Here is a 22890-nt window from a genome sequence, read left to right on the forward strand (position 1 = left end):
AGATGTGTATAAGAGACAGGTGGGACTGGGGGTCATGGGTGCGCTTCCGGATCAGGCGCGGCGGGACCTCCGCTGCCGGACCACCATACGATATACCGGTACGACATATCAAGTGTGATAATTGCAAGTGCGATGAGTTCGCACCGCAGCCCCGCCGCCGGACGCCGGTAGTGTCGTCCCGTGCGATGGAGTCGAGTGAACTGGCCCTCCGTTGGCTACGTCTCCCTCGAGGACTTCGACGGCCAGCGCGAACACGTGACCCGGTTGCTCGAGGACGCCCCGCCCACGGTCGCCGCGCTCCTGACCGTCAAGTGGACCGACTCACGGATCGAACGCTGGGTCGTGGAGTCCGCCGACGCCGTCGTCGACCCGGACGCCGACGAGGACGACGTGACGACCCCCGTCGACCTGCCGGGACACGGTGTGCCCGACCCGGTCGTCGTGCGCGCCGACATCGTGGTCCGCAACGACGAGGTCCTCGACACCCCGAGCGGCCTGTGGCGCCGCTGGAACCACGCCAGGGTGTCGCTCCGGCTCCGGGACGCCGTCATCGACCCGCCGGGTGTCGACGCCGCAGCACTGCTCGCCGGTGACGCCCACGTCGCCCGGGGCGAGCTCGAGTACCTGAACGAGCACGACGCCTGGGAACTCCGCCTACTGGTCTCCCCCGTCGGCGAGGTCGCGATCCGGTTCCGGGGCGTCCGGGTGGCGATCCGGAGCGTCGCCGAGAGCGTGTACGCCGACCTCGAGGCACGCCCGGCACGCGGCTGGCACGGCCCGGTGCCGGACGGCTGGGTCGAGTGGACGACCGAGGTGGTGCGGGCAGCGGCCTACGGTGACCTCGGCGGACTGCACCTGGCCGACGACGCGAGCGACGTCGACGACGTCGATCCCCGCTGGGGCTTCGCCCCACTGCACGCCGCCGCGTGGTTCGACCACCCCGAGATGCTCGAGGAACTCCTGCGCCGCGGCGCGACCCTGCAGCTGGAGGACACCGAGGGGCGGACACCGCTGACGCTGGCGATCGACCGCGACGCGCGACGGGCGGTCGACGTGCTGGTCGGAGCGGGTGCCGACCTGGAGGCTCGTGACGGCGACGGCAACACACCGATCGTCCGCGCTGCGTGGGGTGGGCACGCCGCGATCGTGCGTGCGCTCGCCACCGCGGGTGCGGACACCAGGGCGCGCGGGTCACGGGGGGCGACGCTGCTGATCGCGGCCGTCGACTCCGGCGACCTCGACACGGTCCGGGTCGTGCTGTCGCTCGACGTCGACCGGGACGCCGTCGACGACGAGGGCTCGAGCGCCGTGGACCGCGCGGAGCTGCTCCGCGAGACGGCCGTCGCCGACCTGCTCGCCGCGGCCTGATCGCGGCCCGCACCACGGCCCGTGCCCCGGTCAGGTGCGGGGCGCACGGAAGCGCGGCGGACGGGAGCAGGGCCTCCCGTCCGCCGCGCGCCTGCGGTGTCGACCGTCCTAGACGGTGACCTGCTCGATGGCGTTCGCCTGCGCGACCCGCCCGTACCAGCGCGCGGAGTCCTTCGGCGTGCGCTCGAAGGTCTCGCGGTCCCACGCGACCAACCCGAACGTCGGGCGGAAGCCGGAGGCCCACTCGTAGTTGTCCAGGAGCGACCAGTGCTGGTAGCCCAGGACCTCGATACCGTCCTCGATGCAGCCGTGGATGCCCTCGAGGGCGCCCTGGGTGTACGCCTGCCGGCGGGAGTCGTCAGCGGTGGCGATGCCGTTCTCGGTGATCATCAGCGGGACGCCACCGGAGAGCTCCCACGCGCTGCGGAGCCCGTCGGCCGAGGCCTCGGGGTAGAACTCCCAGCCGGTCAGGGTCGTCTCGACGTCGTCGGCGACGGGCAGGGGCCCGTCCGGACCGATGAACGTGCGGGTGTAGGCCTGCACGCCCAGGAAGTCGTCGCCGGCGGCCTGCTCGAGGTACCAGTCGTCGCGCGGGTACCCGTACTCGCGGAGCATGGCGTCCGCCCCGGGCTCGCCGGACGACTTGAAGGCCTGCGTCGCGATGGTCCACCCCGACTGGAGGCCCGACACCTGTGACAGGACCTCGCGCGACCGCTTGTGGCTGGCCAGCAGGGCGTCGGCGACCCCCAGGTCCGGGTTCGGCAGGCCGAACGCCACCAGGTTGGCGGCGTCCTCGCCGCCGGCGAGCATCGCAGCGATGTTCGGCTCGTTGATCGTGCAGACGTAGCGGACGCCGTCCTGCACCACGGGGAGCGCGGCCTCGGTGTAGCGGGCGAACAGGTCGGCGGCGTCGGGTGCCCGCCAGAAGCCGTCGCGTTCGAACCAGCGCGGCACGGTGAAGTGCATGAGGGTGACGATCGGCTCGATGCCGAACTCGTGGCAGGCATCGACCATGCGGCGGTAGTGGTCGACCTCGGCACGGCTGACGAACCCGCGCTCGGGCTCGATGCGGGCCCACTCGATGCTGAACCGGTAGGAGTTCAGCCCGAGCTCGGCCGCGATGCGGATGTCCTCGCGGTACCGGTGGTAGCTGTCCGCCGCGTCACCCGAGGGCTCGACGATGGTGGTGTCCGGCTCGTGCTCGTGCACCCACCAGTTGCTGTTGACGTTGTTGCCCTCGATCTGGTGGGCGGCGGTGGCGGCACCCCAGAGGAAGCCGTCGGGGAACTGCAGCGTGGAGATGATGGTGCCTTTCAGTGCTTGTTCGAGTCAGTGCTTGCTCAGGAAGGCGTCGAAGACGGCGACCGTCCCGAGCGGGTTCTCGACCTGGGGGCCGTGGTAGCTCGCGGGGATGACGACGTACTCGGCGCCGGTCTGCTCGGCCATCGCCCGCTGCCACGGGATCGGCCAGGCGTTGTCCCACTCGCCGTGGGCGACGAGGACCGGCAGGCCCGTAGCGCGCAGGGCGTCGGAGGCGTCGGTGTGGTCCTCGAGGATGTGGCCACCGGCGACGACGCTGAGCGGGCTCGTCGCGTCGAAGCGGTCGCGCACCATCCGGACGTCGTCGGGCAGTTCCTCGTCGGGCCGGTACGCCCAGAGCGGGTTCGTCGAGTCGAACAGCTGCCGGAGGTTCCCGCCGGTGTCGTGCAGGATCGTCAGCTCGGCGACCTTGCGGTACGGCCACCCGTGCGGCCCGGAGCAGAACTGCACGACGTCGCGGAACGCCGACGGGTCCTGGAGCGCGGCGGCCCGGACGATCACACCGCCGAGCGAGTGCCCGACCAGGTGCACGGGGGCACCGTCGTCGAGCAGGCGCGCGACCCGGACGACGTCGGCGGCTTCTTCGTCGAGGGAGTAGTCACGGGGTTCGGTCGGCGCGGCCGAGTCGGCCTGACCGCGCCGGCTGATCGCGACCGCGGTCCACCCGGCGTCGCGGAGGACGGGCAGGAAGGTCCGCCAGTCCTCCTTCGAGCCGGTGTACCCGGGGACGATGAGCACGGTGCCCTTCGACACCCCCTCGGGCACGATCCGGTAGGCCGTGAGCCGCCCGACCGGGACGTCGATCCCGACGACGTCGACGCCGTCCGGGGTGGGCAGGTGTCCGAACGGCGGGACCGTCGGGAAGTCGTGCAGGTTCGTCATGCGCGCAGGGTCCTCCGCGGGTTGGGAACGGCGTCGAGGAGGGCGATCGTGTACGGGTCCTGCGGGTCCTGCAGCACCTGGGCCGTGTGCCCCCGCTCGACCACGGCACCCTCGTGGAGCACCATGATGTCGTCCGTGATGAGCCGCGCACTCAGCAGGTCGTGCGTGATGTAGAGGAGCGAGACGCCCCACTGCTCGCGGAGGTCCTCGAGCAGCGCGAGCACACCGGCACGCAGCGTCACGTCGAGCATGGACACCGGCTCGTCGGCGATGATCACCTGCGGGTCGCTCGCGAGCGCCCGGGCGATCACCACGCGCTGCCGCTGCCCGCCGGAGAGCTGGTGCGGGAGCTTCTGGGCGAACTGCTCGACCGGGGTGAGCCCGACCGTCTCGAGCAGCTCGAGGACCCGACGCCGGGCATCGCGCCCGGTGAGCCCGGTGTAGTTCGCGATCGGCCGGGACAGCGTGTACTCGACCGTGTGCAGCGGGTTGAGCGCCGAGTACGGGTCCTGGAACACCATCTGGACCTCGGAGCGGAGGTCTCGCAGGCCGCGCTTGCCGAGGCGGGCGACGTCGAGGTCCCCGAACCAGACGGTGCCGGTGGTCGGCTTCTCGACGCCGGTGAGCAGCTTCGCGATGGTCGACTTGCCCGAACCGGACTGGCCGACCAGGGCGAGCGACTGCCCGGGCTCGAGGGTGAACGACACGTCGCGCACGGCCTGCACCGGCTGCTCACCGCGTCGGGGAGCCGGGTAGGTCTTCACGATGTGGTCGACGACGATCGGGTTGCGGGCGGCACTGCGCTCGCGGGACCCGACGGTACTGAACGACGAGGTCGTCTCCTGCCGCTTCTCGCCGGCCTCGGCACGGAGCGAGCGGTCCGGGAAGCCCGGCAACGACACCACCTCGGCGCGGGGGTCGGCGTAGTGCGACAGGAGCATCTGCGTGTACTCGTCCTGCGGGTCGCGGAGGATCTCGCGGGAGCCGCCGTCCTCGACGATCCGGCCCTCGTGCATCACGAGGACGCGCTCGGTGGCCTCGAGGACGATGCCGAGGTCGTGGCTGATCAGGATCGCCGTGAAGCCCTCGGTGCGCTGCAGCTCGATGATCGTGTCCATCACGGCGTGCTGCACGAGGACGTCGAGCGCCGTCGTCGGCTCGTCGAACACCATGAGCTGCGGCTCGAGCGAGAGTGCCAGGGCGATGGAGACGCGCTGCCGCATGCCGCCGGAGAGCTCCCCGGGGAACCGGGCGAGCATCGACGTCGGCAGCTTCACCTTCTCGATGAGCTCCTTCATCCGGGCGTCCCAGCGGTCGCGCGACACGTGGCCGTGCGCCTTGAAGACGTCGATGAAGTGGTTCCGGATGGTGCGCACCGGGTTGAGCGCGTTCATGCCGGACTGCAGCACCATCGCGAAGCCGCCCTGCCGCTGCTGGCGCAGGGCTTCGTCGTCGAGGTCGCGGATGTCCTTGCCCGCGAAGACGATGCTGCCGCCGTTCGTGCGCGCCGGCGGCTTCTGCAGCCGGGTCAGCGCGTAACCGAGCGTCGACTTGCCGGAACCGGACTCGCCGACCAGGCCGACGAACTCGCCCTTCTTCAGCTGGAACGACACGTGGTCGACGGCCTGGACGGCGCTCTGGCCGGCCGATTCGTAGACGACCGACAGGTCGCGGACGTCGAGCAGGACGGAGGCGTCGCCCTGGTCGTGACGGGCGTCGGACTGGAGGCCCGTGGCGGCGCCGGTGGGCGCCTCCAGGCCGTCTGCCGGGTGCGTTTCTGGCAAGCCGCTCATGCGCGCTTCTCCTTACGGGGCCGTGCGCCGTCGCGCAGCCGCGGGTTGGACACGGCGTCGACGCCGAAGTTGATCAGGGTGAGGCTCATCGCGAGCAGCGCGATGCAGAGACCCGGCGCGAAGAGCAGGATCCACTGCCCGGTGAGGAGCGCGTTCGAGTTCTGCGCCCAGTACAGGATCGTGCCCCAGCTGACGATCGACGAGTCGCCGAGTCCGAGGAACTCGAGGCCCGCCTCGGCGAGGATGGCGCTGGTGGCGGCCCCGAAGAAGCTGCCGACGATGAGGCTCGTCATGTTCGGCAGGATCTCGCGGAACACGATGCGGGTCGCGCCCTCACCGGAGAACTGGGCGGCGGTGACGAAGTCCCGGCCGCGCAGCGACTGCGTCTGCGAGCGGAGCACGCGAGCGCCCCACGCCCAACCGGTCACGACGATGACCGCGATGATCACCGCGATGCCGCCGTTCTGCAGGTAGGCGGCGATGACGATCATCAGGGGCAGACCCGGGATGACGAGGAACAGGTTCACGATGAACCCGATGACCTCGGCGATCCAGCCGCGGACGTAGCCCCAGCTGAGGCCGATCGCGACGGCGACGAGCGTGGACAGGATGCCCGCGACCGCGCCGACCATGACCGAGATGCGGGCGCCGTAGATGATCTGGGACAGGACGTCCTCGCCGGCGGCGGTGGTGCCCATCCAGTGGTCGGGCGTCGCGTCGGCGGACCGGGCGAAGCCGTTCTGGCTGGCGCCGTACGGGGCCAGGAGCGGGGCGAAGACCGCGACGAACACGAAGACGCCGAGGATGATGATGCCGATCCGGGCCTTCTTGTTCGACCAGACGACGCCGAACTGGCGGGCGGCGGCGCGCCACTTGGACGGCGCTGCTTGTTCTTCCGTGTCTTGCGTTCGCACGGCGATGGTTGCGTTGTTGGTCATCGACGTGCCCCCGGGTGCTTGATGTGGGCGCAGCACGCCGCCTTCGTGATGTTGTTGGTCATCGGCGCGTCCTCGGGTCCAGGACGCCGTACATGACGTCCACGATGAAGTTGGCGATGAGCACCGACACGGTGATCATCAGGAAGAGGGCCTGCATGAGCGGGTAGTCCTGCCCGATGACGGCGTTGAACAGCAGGTAGCCGATGCCCGGGTAGCCGAAGACCTGCTCGACCAGGACGGAACCGCCGACCACGCCACCGAGCGCCAGCCCGAAGCCGGTCAGGTTCGGCAGGATCGCGTTGCGGGCCGCGTAGCGGATGGCGACGGTGCGTCCGCGGAGGCCGTTGGCCTCGGCGAAGGTCACGTAGTCGTCACCGAGGGTGTTGATCATCGCGTTGCGCATGCCGATGATCCAGCCGCCGAGGCTCGTCACCAGGATCGTGACCGCCGGCAGCACCGCGTGCTGCAGTGCGTCGCCGAAGAAGGCACCGTTCAGGCCGGGCGTCGTCGTCGCCGAGTAGGCGCCCGTGGTCGGGAACCAGTGCAGCACGTAGCCGAGGAAGAACAGCAGCAGCAGGGCGGTCCAGAAGTACGGGAACGTCGACATGAAGCTGCCCGACAGGGTGGGCAGTGAGTCGAGCCAGGTCCCGCGCTTCCACGCCGCCGCGACACCGATCAGGGTGCCGAGGACGAAGGCCAGGATCGTGACGACCCCGACGAGGATCAGCGTGTAGGGCAGGGCCTTCGACACGAGGTCACCGACGGGCTGCGGGTAGAACGTGTAGCTCGTGCCGAAGTCGAGGGTGATGACCTGGTGCAGGTAGCTGACGTACTGGTCCCAGAGGTTGCCGGTCGGCACCCCGAGCTGGGCCTCGATGGCCTTCTTGGTGGCGTCGGTGACCGGACCGTTCTGGCTGAGCTTCGCGAGTGCGGCGTCGGCCGGGCTGCCGGGCATCAGGCGCGGGAGCACGAAGTTCAGCGTGACCGCGGCCCAGAGGGTCAGGACGAAGAGGACGAGTTTCTGGAGGATGTACTTCACTTCTGGTCCTCCTGCTGCGCGGCGTCCTGCTCCTGCAGGATCTGCTTGCCGGCGGCGCTGTCGCGGAGCCGGAGCTTGGTGAAGATGAGCAGCGGTGCCGAGTCGTAGTTCTGCGGTGCCATGTAGGGGTCCTTCGCACTCGGCCAGCCGACGAACTTGCCGGTGTTGAACAGGCCCCAGAGCCCGCCGTAGTACATGCCGATGACGGGGAGCTCGTCGTAGACGGTCTGCTGCAGCTGGTCGAGGATCTCCTGCTGCTTCGCGGTGTCCGTCGTCGCCTTGTACTCGTCGAGGAGCTTCTGGGTGTCGGCGTCCTTGTACCGCTCGTAGTTGTTCACGGTCGACTTGCCGACGGGCTGGTAGAACTCGCTGCTGAGCAGGGAGTTGAACGCCTGGTAGACGTCGCCGTTGCCCATGCCGCCCATCGCCATGTCGAACGTGCCGTTGTTGATGTTCTGCTGGTACCCGGCGGGCTGCGGCGCCTGGATCGTCACCTTGATGCCGATGGCCGTCAGCTCGCGGCGGACCTCCTGCGCGGCGCGGAGCCAGTCGGAGTAACCGTTCGCGGTCATGATCGTGATGGCGAGCTGCTTGCCGTCCTTGACGACCTTGCCGCCCTGCACGGTGTAGCCGGACTTCCCGAGGTTGGCGAGCGCCGCCTTCGTGTCCTGCGTGATCATGCCCTTGTCGGGGATGTCCGGGTTGAGGTAGCGCTCCTGGTTCGGCAGGATCAGGCCGGTCTGGCCCGCCGCCGACAGGTTGCCCTCGGACGCGGTCTCGGCGATGGCGTCACGGTCCAGCGCGAGCGAGATGCCCCGGCGGACGTTGACGTCGTTGTACGGCGCCTTCGTGAGGTTCGGGATGAGGCCGATCACACCGCCGGCCGGGAACCACCACTCGTTCGTCTTCGACGCGGCGCCCCAGGTGCCCTTGACGTCGGAGATGAACGAGTACGCCCAGTCGTAGCCGCGGGTGACGGTGTCGAGCTGCGTGTTCGTCGCCGGCAGGATGAGGTGCTTGATGGCGATCTTGTCGGCCTGCCAGTACTTCGGGTTCTTGTTCATCGAGTACTGCTGGTCGGTGTAGTTGCCGAGGACGAACGGCCCGGTGCCGACCGGGTTCGGGTCGCGCCAGGTCGTCGGGTCCTTCACGCCGCCCCAGTGGTCCTCGCCGAGGATGTACGTCTGCCCGATGATCGTCAGGCTCGGGACGTCCTCGCTCTTGAGGTGGAAGACGACGTGGTCGCCGTCCTGCTCGATGCTCTTGATGTGCTGCCAGGCGCCCTTGACGTCCATGGCGGGGAACTTCTTGAGCAGGTCGAAGGTGAAGACGACGTCCTTCGCGCTGAACGGCGACCCGTCGGACCACTCGACACCCGAGCGGATCGTCATGTCGATCGTCTTCGCGTCGGGCTGGCTCCACGCGCTGGCGAGCCACGGGTTGCGCTTGCCGTCGAGGGGGTTCACCTCGATGAGGGGCTCGTACATCCACTTGGAGGCCGTGCGGGCGTTCGCGATGTACGGGTTGAAGTTGCGGTCGAACAGCGGGTTGCCGCGGTCCGCGTTGATGAGCATCGTGTCCTTGCCGATGGTGGGATCGGGTTCGGATCGGACCTGGATGCTGCAGCCGGTGGCCACGAGGGCCACTGCGGCGAGGCCTGCGATGGCCGCGACGAGGCGGCCTCGACGGCGGGGGCCTGGGTCACGCGTGCCGCGCGTGCGCTGTGGGGGAAGCGTCATTGCTCGGTCGACCTCCATGTCGATTCGGTACGTACTCAATGTATGCGCTTACATCGCGACGTGCAACTGCGGGTGTTGTTTCGCGGGGCGGCACGGTGCGAGGTGCGCCGACTGGTGCGAGGTTGCGGTCCTGAGGGAGGGCGGCGCACGGTGCAAGGTGCGCCGACTGGTGCGAGGTTGCCCGCTCTGTGCACTGCTACGGACTCGCATGGGGCGCGGAAGGTCGCACGGGATGCGGAAGGCTGCACGGTGCGGCCTCGCGACGGCACGCACGCCTACAGCGCGGGCGGGCAGCTCTCGCGCAGCAGCACCTCGACGGGCAGGCGCACGGCGCGCGGCGGCCCCTCGCGGCGTTCGAGCCGGTCGACGATCGCCAGGACGGCAGCACGGCCGAGCGCCCCCATCGGCTGGTGCACGGTCGTCAGGCGCGGCGACGAGAACCGACCGGCGTCGATGCCGTCGAACCCGGTCACGACGAGGTCCTCGGGCACGCGGAGCCCCCGAGCAGCGGCGGCGTCGAGCACCCCGAGCGCGGACTGGTCGTTCGAGCAGACGACGGCGCGTGGGACGTCGTCGGCCAGCAGCGACACCGCGAGCTCCCGCGCCCGAGCCCGCCCGAAGTCGCCGTGCACGGTGCGCACCGTCGAGGCCGGCACCCCGTGGTCGGCCAGCGCCGCGCGGAACCCCGCCGAGCGCTCCATGTCGTCGGGCGAGTCGATCGGCCCCGCCACGTACGCGAGGGACCGGATCCCCAGGCGCCCGATCACGTGCGACGCCAGGGTCCGCATGCCCGCGGCGTTGTCCACGCTCACCGAGTCGAACCCGTGCGAGCGCCGGTCGTCGGCGAGCACCACGACGGGGATGCGGCGGGCGACGTGCTCGAGCAGGTCGTCGGGCACGGTCTGCGCCAGCACGGCGAGCCCGTCGACCCGGCCGGCGACGTCGTTCACGATCACGTCGCGCGACGAGCCCCGCCCGGCGGCGACCATGAGCGCGAGCCCCCGCTGCCAGGCCTCGGTCTCGGCACCGCGCAGGACCTCGTCGAAGTACAGGTTGGACGAGAACGGCTGCGTCACGTGCCGCCGGTCGTCGACCACGCGGACGCCGCCGTCGGTGACCAGGTCCGGCCGCTCGTCGGGCACCACGTCGAACCCGGGCAGCAGCAGTCCGACGACGCCGGTGCGCTTGCCGGCGAGGGCACGGGCGTTGCCGGACGGGACGTAGCCGAGGCTCCGGATCGCCGCCTGCACGCGGTCCCGAGTGCCCTCGCGGACGGCGTCGGGTGTGCGGAGCACGCGCGAGACGGTGGCGATGGAGACGCCGGCCGCAGAGGCGACGTCGTAGACCGTGGGAGGTGCGGTGCGCTGGTCGGCCAACCCGTGCCTCCCCTTCGACGTCCGCTGGTGCCGCGCCTCGCGCTGTGCGGCCGGACCATCCTAGGCATGCCGTGTGCCGGGAGTTCTCCACACGGTGCCGGAAACGCTTGCGGGACAGCGGGGGTCGCGCGACACTGTTCCGACCTCAGTACGTCCCGTGAGGAAGCGCACCAGCGGGCCGCGTGCCCGCACCGATCAGGTTGCCCACACACAGGGGAAGGACACGACATGTCACAGTCGACACGTTCCGGGAGCAAGCTCGCACTCCGCGCGAGCCACGACGAGGCCGAGGTGCGCGACGCGCTGCTCGAACGCACGGATTCGATCCGCACGTTCGACGACCTCGACGCACCGCAGGAGACGACGGACCTGCGCTAGCGGCTCGCGCCCGGCCTCCCCCCGGACACGGCCAGGAGGCCCGGGCAGGCGCCCGCAGACCGCTCACGTCAGCGCGCACTCAGCGCTCGGCCGCGCCCACGATCGTCATGCCTGCCCCGCGCAGGCGTCGGCGCTCCTGCGCGATCCAGCTGAGGAGCCGGTCGTTCGTGCCGGCGACGTGGGCGGCGACGAGGTCCGCTGCGCGGTCCGCGTCACCGTCGCGCACGGCGTCGATGATGGCGCTGTGCTCGTCCCAGGCGGCGTCGCGCGCCTCGGGCGTGCGGACCTCGATCCAGCGCGTGCGCTCGAGCCGCGTCAGGGCGTCGGCGATGGCGTCGGTGACGAACCGGTTGCCCCCGAGCGCGGCGAGGTCGAGGTGGAACGTCGACCCCATGCGGATGCCGGCCTGCTGGTCGGGGGTGGGCTGGAGCGCGTCGAGGTGCCCGCGGACCTCGGCCAGCTGCTCGGGGGTGGCACGCTGGACGGCCAACCGGACGGCAGCGGGCTCGAGGATGCCGCGGAGTTCGGCGAGCGAGGCGATCTCGTCGAGGTCGATCGGGGTGACCGTCCACGAGCGGCCCTCGTGCAGGATGAGTCCCTCGCGCTCGAGCCGCGACAGTGCGGCGCGGACCGGCGTGCGCGAGGCGTGGAACCGTGCCTCGAGCCCCCGCTCCGAGATGCGCTCCCCCGGTGCGATGTCGAGGGTCAGGATGGCCGCGCGCAGGTTGTCGTAGAGCTGGGCCGTCTGCGACACGGGCGCGGCGTCGGTCGTGTCGGTCACGGCGGACAAGCCTAGCGGCGTGACGGCGGGAATGGTATACCGTTCTGGTATACCAATCCGTTCCGCGATGGAACGACGACGAACGGCCGAGACGCATGCCCACGACCGACGCCCCGCAGCGATCCACCACGACGACGCCGGTCTCCGCCCGCGCCTGGACGATGCTCGCCCTCGGGGTTGCGGCCCAGGCGGCGGGGACGCTCGTCGTGTCCGCGCCGGCGCTCCTCATCCCCCACCTGCTCAGCCGCGGCACGTCCCTGCCGGCCGCCGGGCTGCTCGCGGCCGCCCCGACCTTCGGCATGGTGCTGACGCTCATCGCCTGGGGCGCGATCACCGACCGGTTCGGCGAGCGCGTCGTCATCGCCGGCGGTCTCGTGCTCACCACGCTGGCCGTGGTGGGCGCCTGGCTCGCTGCGGGCGACCCGGTGCTGCTCGGGTTGGCGTTCCTGGCCGGTGGGATGACGAGTGCCTCGACGAACGCCGCGAGCGGTCGGGTCGTGGTGGGGTGGTTCCCGAAGGAGCGCCGGGGGCTCGCGATGGGCATCCGGCAGATGTCGCAGCCGCTCGGCGTGACGCTCGCGGCGGTCACGGTGCCGCAGCTCGCCGAGGGCTCCGGGATCCGCACGGCCCTGGTCCTGCCGATCGTGCTGTGCGCCGTGCTCGCCGTCTGCTGCGCGATCGGGATCACCGACCCGCCACGCCCTGCCCGGGCCACGGTGGCGACGACGGCGACCGCGAACCCCTACCGCTCGAGCGGCTTCCTGTGGCGGGTGCACGCGGTGTCGGTCCTGCTCGTGGTGCCGCAGTTCACCCTGTCGACGTACGGGCTCGTCTGGCTCGTCGGCCTCGGCTGGTCGACACCGGCGGCCGGGCTGCTCGTCGGCGCCGCGCAGTTCGTCGGGGCGATCGGCCGGATCCTGGTCGGTGGCTGGAGCGACCGTGCCGGATCGCGCGTCGGCCCCCTGCGCATCGTGGCGGTGAGCGCCGCGGTGGTGATGGCGGTGCTCGCGGTCGTCGACGCGACGCACCTGGCCGGGGCCGCGGTGTTCCTGGTGCTCGCGACGAGCGTGACGGTCGCCGACAACGGGCTGGCGTACACGTCGGTCGCCGAGGCGGCGGGGCCGTTCTGGTCCGGCCGGGCGCTCGGGGCGCAGAACACCGGGCAGTTCATCGCGGCGAGCGCCGTCGGTCCGGGCATCGGGGCGCTGGTCGGTGCGCTCGGGTTCGCGGCGTCGTTCGGCATCGTGGCGGTGCTCCCGCTGCTCGCGGTCCCGCTGGTGCCCCGACGCGACCGCTCGCACGACTGACCGTCCGCAGGACTGACTGCGAACGGCCCCGTCGGTCGGCTCCGCCCGTCGCGCCCGTCACCCCTGTTCGTGGTCCGCACGCTCGGGGTCGTCCTGGGAGTCCCGGCGGCGGTCCTGCATGAGCTCCTTCGTCCGGAGCAGGCGCAAGGCCGTCACGAGCACCAGCCCGCCGAGGACGTTGAACAGCAGCGTGTAGCCGAACCAGCCGAGCCACTGCCCGTAGGTGATGTCCGCGCCCGACTGGATCGCACCGAAGACGAGCAGCGAGTCGAGGATCGAGTGGAAGAGCTGCAGCCCGGCGAGCAGGAAGCCTCCGGCGACGGCGGCGACGAGCTTCGCGGGGTCCGAGTCGGTGCCCTGCTGCATCCGCGTCATCAGGGTGATGGTGCTGCCGCCCAGGACCGCCAGCACGATGCTCTGCAGTCCGAACGGCGCGTCGACGTAGTGGTGCGCCGACTCCGAGAGCGTGGCGTGCCACTGCGGGAACGCCTGGACGACGAGCCACATGAACACCCATCCCCCGGCCAGGTTCGCCACGAGGGTGCCGCCCCACAGTCGCACGAGCTGCAGCACGGTCCCCTCGCGGGCGACCACGGCCGCGACCGGCATCAGGAAGTTCTCGGTGAAGAGTTCGCTGTGCGCCAGGTGCAGTGCGATGAACCCGATGCCGAAGGCCAGCCCGGCGAGCAGGTGGCTGTCGGTCTCGGTGAGCACCGCGAGGTACGCCATCACCCCGAGACCGACCTCGAGGCCGCCGAAGAACCCCGTGACGATGACGGCCCGGGTCGTCCGTTGCAGCCGCTCCGCGCCCTCCTCGATGGTCGCGTCGAAGGACTCCGCGAGTTCGTCCTCCACGGGTGCGTCACTGGTGCCGAGCTCACGTCGGCGGTCGTCGGTCATGGCCGGGACGCTATACGCGGCCGTCGTGGCGGCCCGCAGGATCGCGCCGAGACGGACGGGAGGCCCGGTGCCAGCCGGCACCGGGCCTCCCGTCCGTCGTCCGGTCACCACTCAGGCGGCCGGCACCGCCGGTCCCACCGGCCACCGCAGCAACGCCGCGGCTGGCGCGCCGTTCGGGAGCGACGCGGCGTTCACGAGCAGCAGCTCCGCGTCGGTGAGGGCGACCGCCCGGACGATCGCGCACACGGCCGGGACCGGTCCGATGACCGGTGCACCCGCCGCCTGCTCGGGTGCCGTGGCGATCCACGGCACCGCGCCCAGCGCGAGCAGGGTGCGGTCGCCGATCGCGGCGGCGTCGATCGCGACGACCGAGGCCTGCGCCTGCTGCAGCGCCTCGACGACGGACCCGAGGCCGGTGACCGTCTGGTTGTCCCCGCGGCCGACGTGCGTGCGGAGCAGGTCCTCGAAGTCGTGCCGACGGGTCGCGATGACCCGGGCGAGCGCGATGTCGACGTGCTCGACGAGCGCGGTCTCCGACGCATCCGAAGCCCGGGTGTCGACCGGGACCTCGGAGACGACGGCGCGTGCCTCGGTGGACAGCTGGTCGAGCAGGAGCCCCCGTGCGCGGATGTCCCCCGCGACCACGATGAGCTTCGGCTGCAGCCGCCGGAACGCCTCGTCGACGGCCGTGGCGACCTCGTTCTGGTTGTCGCGCCAGATCTCCTCGGTGTGGTGCTGCCACCGCAGGTGCGACCAGCCGCCGCCCTGGAACTTGTGGAGCGTGTCGGTGCGGCCCTGCACGCGCTGCTCGTCGCGACGGTCCGGCACGTCGGCGTGGCCCAGGCGGTAGGCGCGGTAGCCACCACCTTCGCGACCGACCTCGACGATCAGGAACGGCAGGTCGAGCGGCCGGTGTGCCAGGAGCGGCAGCAGGTCGGGCACGGGGTCGTGGCCGATCGACGTCGGGGCGTGCATCGCCCCGGGCAGGACCTCGCTGAGCACGAGTTCGCCGTCGTGCACGAGCACGTACCGGCTGACCGGCGCCGGCACCCCGGGCGTCTCCTCGAGTTCGGCCATCACGGTGTCGATGACCTCGGCGTCCGCCCCGGCCGACCGCAGCACGTCCTCGGCCTTCCGGCGCTGCAGGGCGGCGAGGTGCTGCGGGTCCTCACGGTCACCGGACGCGTCGACGTAGGCCCACGTCCACGTGCCCCCGCGCTTCAGGCGTTCGGCGATGCCGGACTGCAGGTGCGGCGCGTCATTCTGCGTCAGAGCCATCGGTGCTGCCCTCCCCGGTCTCGGTGCGGTACACGGTCGCGTCGGCTCCGTCGCCGTCGCCGGTGGGCAACGGGTCGGCACGGTCGGCGTCGTCCTCGGGGAGCACGTCGGTGGTGTCGTCCTGCAGCTCGCCCTCGAGCTCGCCGTCGTAGCCCGACGCGGCGAGGGTCTCCGGGCCGTCGGTGTCGTCGGGGACCGGCTCGGACTGCCGGAACTCCTCGACGTGGGCGTTGCTGCCGTGCCCCTGGACGATGCTCTGCGCCTCGTGCGCCAGCTGCTCGTCGAGTTCGGGGCGATGGGTGGTGTTCCCGCGTTCGGTCATCGCTTCTCCTCCCGGTCGTGCCACCGGCGGCCTTCGCCGTCCGGGGCGTCGGTGTCTGCTCTGTGACCCCACGGTCCGCGCCCGGGCCTGGGGCCGTTCCAAGGTGCGCCGGGAACGCGCAGTGTCGGTACGGTCACGAAACCACAACGGCGTTCGGTTCTGTGATTGGGTGTCGACAACCCCGATCAACGACGAACGGAGTGCGGCAATGGCGCCACGACCACGACCCATCACGAGACGACACCTGTTGGGCTTCGGCCTCGGCACCGCGGCGGCGGGACTCCTCGCCGGCTGTGCGGTCCCGGGCTCGACCAACGTCAACAAGGCGGCCCTCGTGCCCGCCGCGGCCTCGGGTGAGACCGTCCAGCTCACCTACTGGGCCTGGCTCAAGGACCTGCAGAAGGTCTGCGACGTCTGGAACAGGACACATCCGGACATCCAGGTGTCGGCGAACTGGATCCCCGGCGGCAACAGCGGCGGGTACCAGAAGATGTACTCCGCGCTCGCGGCCGGCGGCGGCCCGGACATCGGGCAGGTCGAGCTCCGGCAGATCCCCGAGTTCATGCTCGCGAACGGCCTGGTCGACCTGGCCCGGTACGGCGCGAAGGACTTCGAGTCGAAGTACGACGAGGCTGCGTGGGCGCAGGTGTCGTTCGTCGACGGCATCTACGGCATCCCGCAGGACACCGGCCCGATGGGGTTCTACTACCAGACCGCGATCCTCGAGCAGGCCGGTGGCGAACCCCCGACGACCTGGGACGAGTGGCGTGACCTGGCCGACAAGGTCCGGAGCACCGGGAAGCAGAACTACCTCGAGGTGTTCCCGGTCGCCGACGCGTCGCCGTTCGCCGCGTACGCACAGCAGGCCGGCGCGCGCTGGTTCAAGGTCGACGGCGACGAGTGGGTCGTCGACATGACCGACGACAAGACCCTGATGGTCGCGGACTTCTTCGACGGCGTGATCGACGACAAGCTCGTCGACACGAGTGCCGGCGCGTACTCCCCCGGGTGGTACGCCGCGGCCGCGAGCGGCAAGATCGCCGCGGTCACGAGCGCGAGCTGGGGTGACGCCCTGATCGAGTCGGTGCAGGGCGGCGAGGGCAAGTGGAAGGTCGCCCCGATGCAGAAGTGGGGCGCCGACGGCTTCGGCTCGAGCGCCATCGGCGGTTCGACGGCCGCGGTGCTGGCGAACGCGAAGCACCCGAAGGAGGCGCTCGAGTTCATCACGTGGATGACCACCTCGAAGGAGGGCATCGACGCGATGATCAAGCACTGCGGCATCGGCTGGTCGCCCGCCGTCGACTACATCGGGGCGCAGCGCGAGAAGCCGTCGAAGTGGTTCTCCGGCCAGAACTACAACGAGCACGTCTTCGTGCCGGCCTCGAAGGAGCAGAACATCGACTGGTCGTGGTCCCCGGTGACCCAGTCGGCCTTCACCAGCCTGCAGAACCAGTTCCGCCGCAAGCTCACCTCGGGCCTGAAGCTCAGTGACGCCGTGGAGCTCGCACAGCGGGAGATCGTCCAGTCCTTCAAGGACAAGGGCCTCAGCGTCAGGACGGCACGATGACCCAGCAGACCACCACCAGGCAGTCCACCGGCCGACCGGCCGGCGGGACGCCCGCGTTCCGCACGAGCACGAAGGCCACGAGCGCGCAGAAGCGTGCCCCGTGGATCCTGCTCGCCCCGTTCCTGGCCCTGTTCCTGCTGACGTTCGTCATCCCGATCATCAGCGCCCTGTTCCAGTCGTTCACCACCGTCGACCGTGAGGGCCTGTTCGGCGAGGACGGTGTGGTCGGCCGGTTCGCCGGGTTCGACAACTACGCGATCGCCCTGCAGGACAGCGGGTTCGTCGCCTCGATCGGCCGCATGCTGCTGTTCGGCATCGTCCAGGTCCCGGTGATGATCATCGCCTGCACGATCCTCGCGCTGCTGCTCGAGTCGGCGAGCGCCCGCTGGCCGGGCTTCTTCCGGGCGATCTACTTCATGCCCTACGGCGTCCCGGGCGTCATCGCCACGATCCTGTGGTCGTTCCTGTACGTGCCCGGTCTGTCGCCGATCGTGTCGCTGCTGCAGTCGATGGGGCTGCAGCCGGACTTCCTCGGCGCCAACAGTGTGCTGTGGTCGATCGCGAACATCGTCACGTGGACGTACACCGGCTACAACATGCTCATCATCGTGGCGCAGCTGAAGTCCATCCCCGGCGAGGTCTACGAGGCCGCCAAGGTCGACGGCGCGAACGCGTTCCAGGTCGCGTGGCGGATCCAGATCCCGCTCATCGCGCCGGCCCTGGTGCTCACGACGGTGTTCTCGATCATCGGCACCCTGCAGCTCTTCGCGGAGCCGCAGATCCTGTCGACCGTCGCCCCGGCGATCGACACCGAGTACACGCCGAACTACGCCGCCTACACGAACGCGTTCGCGTTCAACGAGTACGGCGTCGCGAGTGCGCAGGCGGTCATCATCGCGCTGGCCGCGTTCATCCTGTCGTTCACGTTCCTCGCGCTGACGAACCGACCACCCAAGGACGAACGCGACCGCCGCAAGCGCGCACGGCGCGACGGCCGGGAGGCCCGCACCGCGCTCCAGACGCGCGCTGCGGCGGGCAGCACGGTCACCACCCAAGCCGACCCGGGCCTCTCCCCAACGGCACGGCCGGAACGTCGCTCCGCAAGCTCCGCGACGCTCCGGAACCGGCCACCGGGGGCCCAGGCCGGTCGCGTCGCGACCACCGAAGGGACTGACCGATGACCAGCGAAGCCATCGAAGCGCCGGCCACGGCGAAGACCGCCGTCCCCGTCGACACCACGTCGATCAGTGCGCACCAGCGCCGCAAGCTCGACCGGTCGACGCGCTCGCAGATCGTCGTCACGGGGATCCTCGTCGTCGTCGCGCTGTACTTCATCGTCCCGCTGTACTGGGTCGTCATCGCCGCGACGAAGACCACGGGCGCGCTGTTCTCGACCAACGGGTTCTGGTTCGGCGGCGAGTTCGCGCTCTGGAGCAACCTGCAGCAGGTGTTCACCTACGACGGCGGCATCTTCGTCCGGTGGATCGCGAACAGCATCCTGTACTCCGGCGTCGGTGCGGTCCTGGCCACCTACTTCGCCGCGGCCGGCGGGTACGCGCTGGCGAAGTACGACTTCCGGGGGCGCCAGTTCGTGTTCGGCACGATCCTCGGCGGCGTGCTCGTGCCCGGGACCGCGACGGCACTGCCGCTGTTCCTGCTGTTCTCGTCGATGGGCCTGACGGACACGTACTGGAGCGTGCTCATCCCGAGCCTGGTGTCGCCGTTCGGCCTGTTCCTGTGCCGGGTGTACGCCGCCGCGTCGGTGGACACCACCCTGCTCGAACAGGCTCGCATCGACGGTGCCGGTGAACTGCGGATCTTCCACACCGTGGTGCTCCGGCAGATGACCCCGGCGCTCGTCACCGTGTTCCTGTTCCAGGTGGTCGGGATCTGGAACAACTTCTTCCTGCCGCTCATCATGCTGGCAGACCAGAAGCTGTACCCGATAACACTGGGTCTGAACAACTGGCGCTCGCAGGTCGACCGCCTGCCGGAGTTCTACCAGCTCACCACCGGCGGGGTGCTCGTCTCGGTCATCCCGCTCGTCATCGCCATCATCGTCCTCCAGCGCTTCTGGCGTGGAGGCCTCACGGAAGGATCGGTCAAGGGTTGACCCGCTCCGCACTCTCGTCCACCGCACCCGGCTCCGACTCGCGGCTGGCACCTCGTGCCTGGCTGCACACCGATGCCCCGTCCCTGTCACTGAACGGGGACTGGCGGTTCCGGTGGTCGCCCGTCGCCTCGGTCTCCGAGGACTTCGCGACCGAGGGTGGGGAGGACGACGACCCGGCCTGGGGCGAGCTCCCGGTGCCGTCGCACTGGGTGCTGCACGGCCACGGCGCTCCGAGCTACACGAACCTGCAGTACCCGTTCCCGATCGACCCACCGCACCCGCCAGAGGAGAACCCGACCGGTGACCACCGCCGCACGTTCGAGCTGCCGTCGTCGTTCGACGGTGCCGGCCGGGTCCTGCTGCGGTTCGACGGGGTCGAGTCGCACTTCCGGGTGTGGCTGAACGGGACGCTCGTGGGGTGGTCGACGGGCTCCCGCCTGGCGACCGAGTTCGACGTCACCGAGCTGGTGCGCCCGGGAGCGAACGAGCTCGCGGTCCGGGTGCACCAGTGGTCGGCGGCGTCCTACCTGGAGGACCAGGACCAGTGGTGGCTGCCCGGCATCTTCCGCGACGTCACCCTGCTCGCCCGACCCACGGCGCCGATCGACGACGCGTTCGTGCGCGCCGGTTGGCGGGCGACGCTCGGCACGGCTGCCTCGTCCGGCACCGCGGCGTCGGGACGGCCGGAGACGGGGACCGGCACGATCACGTTCCCGACGCTCGACGCGGTGTTCCCGGTGCGGTTCGCGGTGCCCGACCTGGGCGTCGACGTGACCTGGGCCACGGCGGACGACGTCGCGCCGGTCGAGGTCGAGGGCGTCGAGCCGTGGAGCGCCGAGCTGCCGAAGCTGTACGACGCGACGCTGTCGACCGGCTCCGCGGCGGCCGGCGCGTCCGTTGGCTCCGACGGGGAGACCGTCTCGCTCCGGCTCGGGTTCCGCACCGTGTCGATCGTCGGCGACCGGTTCCTGGTGAACGGCGAGCGCGTGGTGTTCCACGGCGTGAACCGGCACGAGACCCACCCCGTGCGCGGCCGGGTGTTCGACGAGGAGCACGCCCGCGCCGACATGGCGCTGATGAAGCGCAACAACGTCAACGCCATCCGCACCTCGCACTACCCGCCGCACCCCCGTGTGCTCGACCTGGCCGACGAGCTCGGGTTCTGGGTGATCCTGGAGTGCGACCTGGAGACCCACGGGTTCCTGTTCACCGACTGGGTCGGCAACCCCTCCGACGACCCGGCGTGGGCCGAGGCCTACCTCGACCGCATCGCCCGCACCGTCGAGCGCGACAAGAACCACGCATCGATCGTGATGTGGTCGCTCGGCAACGAGTCCGGCACCGGCCGGAACCTCGCGGCGATGTCGCAGTGGGTGCACGACCGCGACGCCGAGCGCCCCGTGCACTACGAGGGCGACTACACGGGCGAGTACACCGACGTCTACTCGCGGATGTACCCGACGCTGCAGGAGACCGAGTCGATCGGCGGCGGCACCCCGACGCCCCTGCTCGGCTGCGGCCCGGCCGAGGCCGCACGGCAGCGGTCGAAGCCCTTCATCCACTGCGAGTACGTGCACGCGATGGGCAACGGCCCGGGGCAGATCGCCGAGTACGAGGCCCTGGTCGACCGGTACCCGCGGCTGCACGGCGGGTTCGTGTGGGAGTGGCGGGACCACGGCCTGCTCGCGAAGACGCCCGCCGGCGAGGACTACTACGCCTACGGCGGGGACTTCGGCGAGGTCGTGCACGACGGCAACTTCGTGATGGACGGCCTGGTGCTGCCCGACGACACCCCGACGCCGGGGCTCGCCGAGTTCGCCGCCGTCGTGGCCCCGATCCGGCTCGCGGTCTCGGACACCACGGTGCTGGTCGAGAACCGGTACCACTCGGCCTCGACCGCCGGGCTCCGGCTGTGCTGGACCCTGTCGCGGAACGGCGTCGTCGAGGCCTCGGGGCGCCTGTCCACGGGCATCGTCGCCGCCCGGGAGTCGGCGACGGTCCCGGTGCCCTCCGAGGTGCTCGCCGCGGCCACGTCCGAACTCGCACCCGGCGACGAGCTCTGGTTCGACCTGACCGTGGAACTGGCGGGGCCGACCGCGTGGGCGGACACCGGCCACGTCGTCGCCCGCACCCAGCGGCTCGTCGTAGCGCGCGCGGCGGACGCACCACGGGCCTCCCGGCAGGGGTGGGACGGCGACCACCTGGGTGACGGCACCTTCAGTGCCCGCGGTGACCTGGTGTCCTGGAAGGGCCACGAGGTCGCCGGGCCCCGTCTGGAGCTGTGGCGTGCACCGACGGACAACGACAGCCTGGCGTCACAGGGCGGCTACGAGACCGCGGACCCGGTGCTCACGCACGGGGTCGGCGACCCGACCGCTCCCCCGTCGGCGACGCGCTGGCGCGACCGAGGGCTGGACCGGCTGACGCACCGGCTGGTGTCGGTGTCGCGCACCGACTCCGGTCTGGAGCAGCGTGTCCGCGTCGCGGCGGCGAACAGCGGGTGGGGGCTCGAGGTCACGCACCGCTGGACCCTGACGTCCGACGGGCTCGTGCTGCAGACCGACGCCGTGCCGTTCGGCGCCTGGGACGTCACGTGGCCGCGGATCGGGGTGCGGTTCGACCTGCCTGCGTCGCTGGCGGATGCGGACGCGACCTGGTTCGGGACCGGACCGCTGGAGTCGTACGCCGATTCCTCGCACGCTGCCCGTGTCGGCCGGTTCACCGCGCCGGTGCGGTCGCTCGGGGTGGCGTACTCGCGGCCGCAGGAGACCGGGCACCGGCCCGACCTGCGGGAGCTGTCGGTCGGGCCGTTCACCGTGTCGACGGTCGGGTCGCACCGTGCCGGGTTCACCCTGTCGCCGTGGACCGCACAGCAGATCGACCGCTCGGAGCACCCGTACGAGCTGCCCATGTCGGACCACCTGTACCTGTACCTCGACGCCGCGCAGCACGGGCTCGGCAGCCGGGCGTGCGGGCTCGACGTCCTGCCGGAGCACCAGCTCTGGCCGCAGGCGTTCAGTTGGAGCGTCGCGCTGGCGTAGGTCGGGGCGAGCAGCCCGCGGGTCGGCTCCGCGAGCTGGCCCGCGGGCTGCGCCCCGCTGCGGTCATCGCGCCCCGTCTCTTCGGGGCGCGATGACCGGGGCGGGGCGCGGCGCGGGCCGCGGCGCGCCGTGCACAACCGAAGTGCTCCTGAACCGCGGATCAACGCGGTTCGAGGTGGCTTTGGTTGTGCGGAGCGCGACGCCTACGCGCCGGCGGCCAGGGCGCGCAGGGCCTCGGGGTCGCTCGCGTTCAGGAAGTCGGTCAGGCGCTCGGCCTCGCCCGGCTCCTCGATCGCCTCGGCCGCACGCCGCAGGGCGAACAGCGCCCGCAGCACGCCACGGTTGGGCTCGTGTGACCACGGCACCGGGCCGACACCGCGCCAGCCGGCCTTGCGCAGGGCATCGAGCCCACGGTGGTACCCGACACGGGCGTACGCGTACGACTCGAGGGTCGCGCCACGCGCCCACGCCTCGTCGGCGAGCAGCGCCCACGCCAGGCTCGACGACGGGTAGGACACCACCACGCTGGCGACGGGGGCCTCCGCCTCGATCGCGGCGGTCACCTCCGGCTCGGCGGGCAGCAGGGTCTCGGGGTTCGACGACGGGGTCGGCAACAGGTTCTCCGGCATGCCCCCAGCCTGTCATCCCTTGCGGGTGCCCGTGTCACGGGATTACCGTAGAGGTCACCTCGTCGTCATCGCGGGGCCGCCGGGGCGGGAGACCGACCGGCGGAACGGATGGCGGACAC

The 22890-nt window shown here is 71.0% G+C and carries 18 protein-coding genes and 1 pseudogene; 7 read left to right on the top strand and 12 right to left on the bottom strand.

Annotated elements, in window-relative coordinates; genetic code table 11:
- The first annotated feature begins 180 nt into the window (after nucleotides 1–180).
- Nucleotides 181–1368, top strand: a complete 1188-nt coding sequence (locus DEJ03_RS12970) for an ankyrin repeat domain-containing protein (RefSeq protein ID WP_146237728.1) — start codon at nucleotides 181–183, stop codon at nucleotides 1366–1368.
- 108 nt (nucleotides 1369–1476) lie between these two features.
- Here DEJ03_RS12970 and DEJ03_RS12975 read toward each other — a convergent pair whose 3' ends face one another.
- The 7 genes from DEJ03_RS12975 to DEJ03_RS13005 all read right to left on the bottom strand — a co-directional run bounded on the left by DEJ03_RS12975 (nucleotide 1477) and on the right by DEJ03_RS13005 (nucleotide 10455).
- The gene (locus DEJ03_RS12975; protein WP_110864918.1) at nucleotides 1477–2673 is read right to left on the bottom strand and encodes a glycoside hydrolase family 1 protein; all 1197 of its coding nucleotides are present in this window, start codon (nucleotides 2671–2673) and stop codon (nucleotides 1477–1479) included.
- A gap of 24 nt (nucleotides 2674–2697) precedes the next feature.
- Complete coding sequence (locus DEJ03_RS12980; protein WP_110864919.1) at nucleotides 2698–3570, bottom strand: alpha/beta fold hydrolase; 873 nt, start codon at nucleotides 3568–3570, stop codon at nucleotides 2698–2700.
- A complete protein-coding gene (locus DEJ03_RS12985) occupies nucleotides 3567–5363 on the bottom strand; it encodes an ABC transporter ATP-binding protein (protein ID WP_110864920.1) in 1797 nt (598 codons plus the stop codon). Before DEJ03_RS12985 ends, DEJ03_RS12980 begins: the two co-directional genes overlap by 4 nt.
- Nucleotides 5360–6301, bottom strand: coding sequence for an ABC transporter permease (locus DEJ03_RS12990; RefSeq protein WP_110858726.1), 942 nt, complete (start codon nucleotides 6299–6301; stop codon nucleotides 5360–5362). Before DEJ03_RS12990 ends, DEJ03_RS12985 begins: the two co-directional genes overlap by 4 nt.
- A 58-nt stretch (nucleotides 6302–6359) precedes the next feature.
- Entirely contained in the window at nucleotides 6360–7340 is a 981-nt protein-coding gene (locus tag DEJ03_RS12995; protein WP_017886395.1) for an ABC transporter permease, read from the bottom strand.
- Entirely contained in the window at nucleotides 7337–8986 is a 1650-nt protein-coding gene (locus DEJ03_RS13000) for an ABC transporter substrate-binding protein (protein ID WP_110864921.1), read from the bottom strand. Before DEJ03_RS13000 ends, DEJ03_RS12995 begins: the two co-directional genes overlap by 4 nt.
- A gap of 368 nt (nucleotides 8987–9354) precedes the next feature.
- Nucleotides 9355–10455 carry a LacI family DNA-binding transcriptional regulator gene (locus DEJ03_RS13005; protein ID WP_071246163.1) on the bottom strand — a complete coding sequence of 367 codons (1101 nt, stop codon included), beginning with the start codon at nucleotides 10453–10455 and terminating at the stop codon, nucleotides 9355–9357.
- Nucleotides 10456–10683: 228 nt separating this feature from the next.
- On the opposite strand from DEJ03_RS13005, the gene DEJ03_RS18005 reads away from it, so the two are divergent.
- Entirely contained in the window at nucleotides 10684–10833 is a 150-nt protein-coding gene (locus tag DEJ03_RS18005; RefSeq protein WP_155896754.1) for a hypothetical protein, read from the top strand.
- Between the two features lie 79 nt (nucleotides 10834–10912).
- Here DEJ03_RS18005 and DEJ03_RS13010 read toward each other — a convergent pair whose 3' ends face one another.
- Nucleotides 10913–11614: a GntR family transcriptional regulator gene (locus DEJ03_RS13010; RefSeq protein ID WP_258370819.1), complete on the bottom strand. Its 702-nt coding sequence runs from the start codon at nucleotides 11612–11614 to the stop codon at nucleotides 10913–10915.
- 95 nt (nucleotides 11615–11709) lie between these two features.
- On the opposite strand from DEJ03_RS13010, the gene DEJ03_RS13015 reads away from it, so the two are divergent.
- Entirely contained in the window at nucleotides 11710–12921 is a 1212-nt protein-coding gene (locus tag DEJ03_RS13015) for an MFS transporter (RefSeq protein WP_110864923.1), read from the top strand.
- 57 nt (nucleotides 12922–12978) lie between these two features.
- Here DEJ03_RS13015 and DEJ03_RS13020 read toward each other — a convergent pair whose 3' ends face one another.
- The 3 genes from DEJ03_RS13020 to DEJ03_RS13030 all read right to left on the bottom strand — a co-directional run bounded on the left by DEJ03_RS13020 (nucleotide 12979) and on the right by DEJ03_RS13030 (nucleotide 15421).
- On the bottom strand, nucleotides 12979–13821 hold the full coding sequence (locus DEJ03_RS13020; RefSeq protein ID WP_110864924.1) for a formate/nitrite transporter family protein: 843 nt from the start codon (nucleotides 13819–13821) through the stop codon (nucleotides 12979–12981).
- Nucleotides 13822–13932: 111 nt separating this feature from the next.
- Complete coding sequence (locus DEJ03_RS13025) at nucleotides 13933–15099, bottom strand: Vms1/Ankzf1 family peptidyl-tRNA hydrolase (protein ID WP_110864925.1); 1167 nt, start codon at nucleotides 15097–15099, stop codon at nucleotides 13933–13935.
- Nucleotides 15080–15421, bottom strand: coding sequence for a hypothetical protein (locus DEJ03_RS13030; protein ID WP_110864926.1), 342 nt, complete (start codon nucleotides 15419–15421; stop codon nucleotides 15080–15082). The genes DEJ03_RS13025 and DEJ03_RS13030 overlap by 20 nt, the downstream gene beginning before the upstream one ends.
- Nucleotides 15422–15629: 208 nt before the next feature.
- Between DEJ03_RS13030 and DEJ03_RS13035 the strand changes: the two genes are divergently transcribed.
- The 4 genes and pseudogenes from DEJ03_RS13035 to DEJ03_RS13050 all read left to right on the top strand — a co-directional run bounded on the left by DEJ03_RS13035 (nucleotide 15630) and on the right by DEJ03_RS13050 (nucleotide 22142).
- Nucleotides 15630–16988, top strand: a complete 1359-nt coding sequence (locus DEJ03_RS13035; protein ID WP_110864927.1) for an extracellular solute-binding protein — start codon at nucleotides 15630–15632, stop codon at nucleotides 16986–16988.
- Nucleotides 16985–17935: pseudogene (locus DEJ03_RS13040) on the top strand (carbohydrate ABC transporter permease); the annotation flags it as partial. The gene DEJ03_RS13035 and the pseudogene DEJ03_RS13040, both read left to right, overlap by 4 nt.
- A gap of 230 nt (nucleotides 17936–18165) precedes the next feature.
- The gene (locus tag DEJ03_RS13045) at nucleotides 18166–19101 is read left to right on the top strand and encodes a carbohydrate ABC transporter permease (protein ID WP_110864928.1); all 936 of its coding nucleotides are present in this window, start codon (nucleotides 18166–18168) and stop codon (nucleotides 19099–19101) included.
- Nucleotides 19098–22142, top strand: coding sequence for a glycoside hydrolase family 2 TIM barrel-domain containing protein (locus tag DEJ03_RS13050; protein ID WP_110864929.1), 3045 nt, complete (start codon nucleotides 19098–19100; stop codon nucleotides 22140–22142). The genes DEJ03_RS13045 and DEJ03_RS13050 overlap by 4 nt, the downstream gene beginning before the upstream one ends.
- A gap of 203 nt (nucleotides 22143–22345) precedes the next feature.
- On the opposite strand, the gene DEJ03_RS13055 is transcribed toward DEJ03_RS13050, so the two are convergent.
- Entirely contained in the window at nucleotides 22346–22771 is a 426-nt protein-coding gene (locus DEJ03_RS13055; RefSeq protein ID WP_110864930.1) for a DUF3151 domain-containing protein, read from the bottom strand.
- Nucleotides 22772–22890: the final 119 nt, after the last annotated feature.

The organism is Curtobacterium sp. MCLR17_043, assembly GCF_003224215.1.
Classification (GTDB): domain Bacteria; phylum Actinomycetota; class Actinomycetes; order Actinomycetales; family Microbacteriaceae; genus Curtobacterium; species Curtobacterium flaccumfaciens.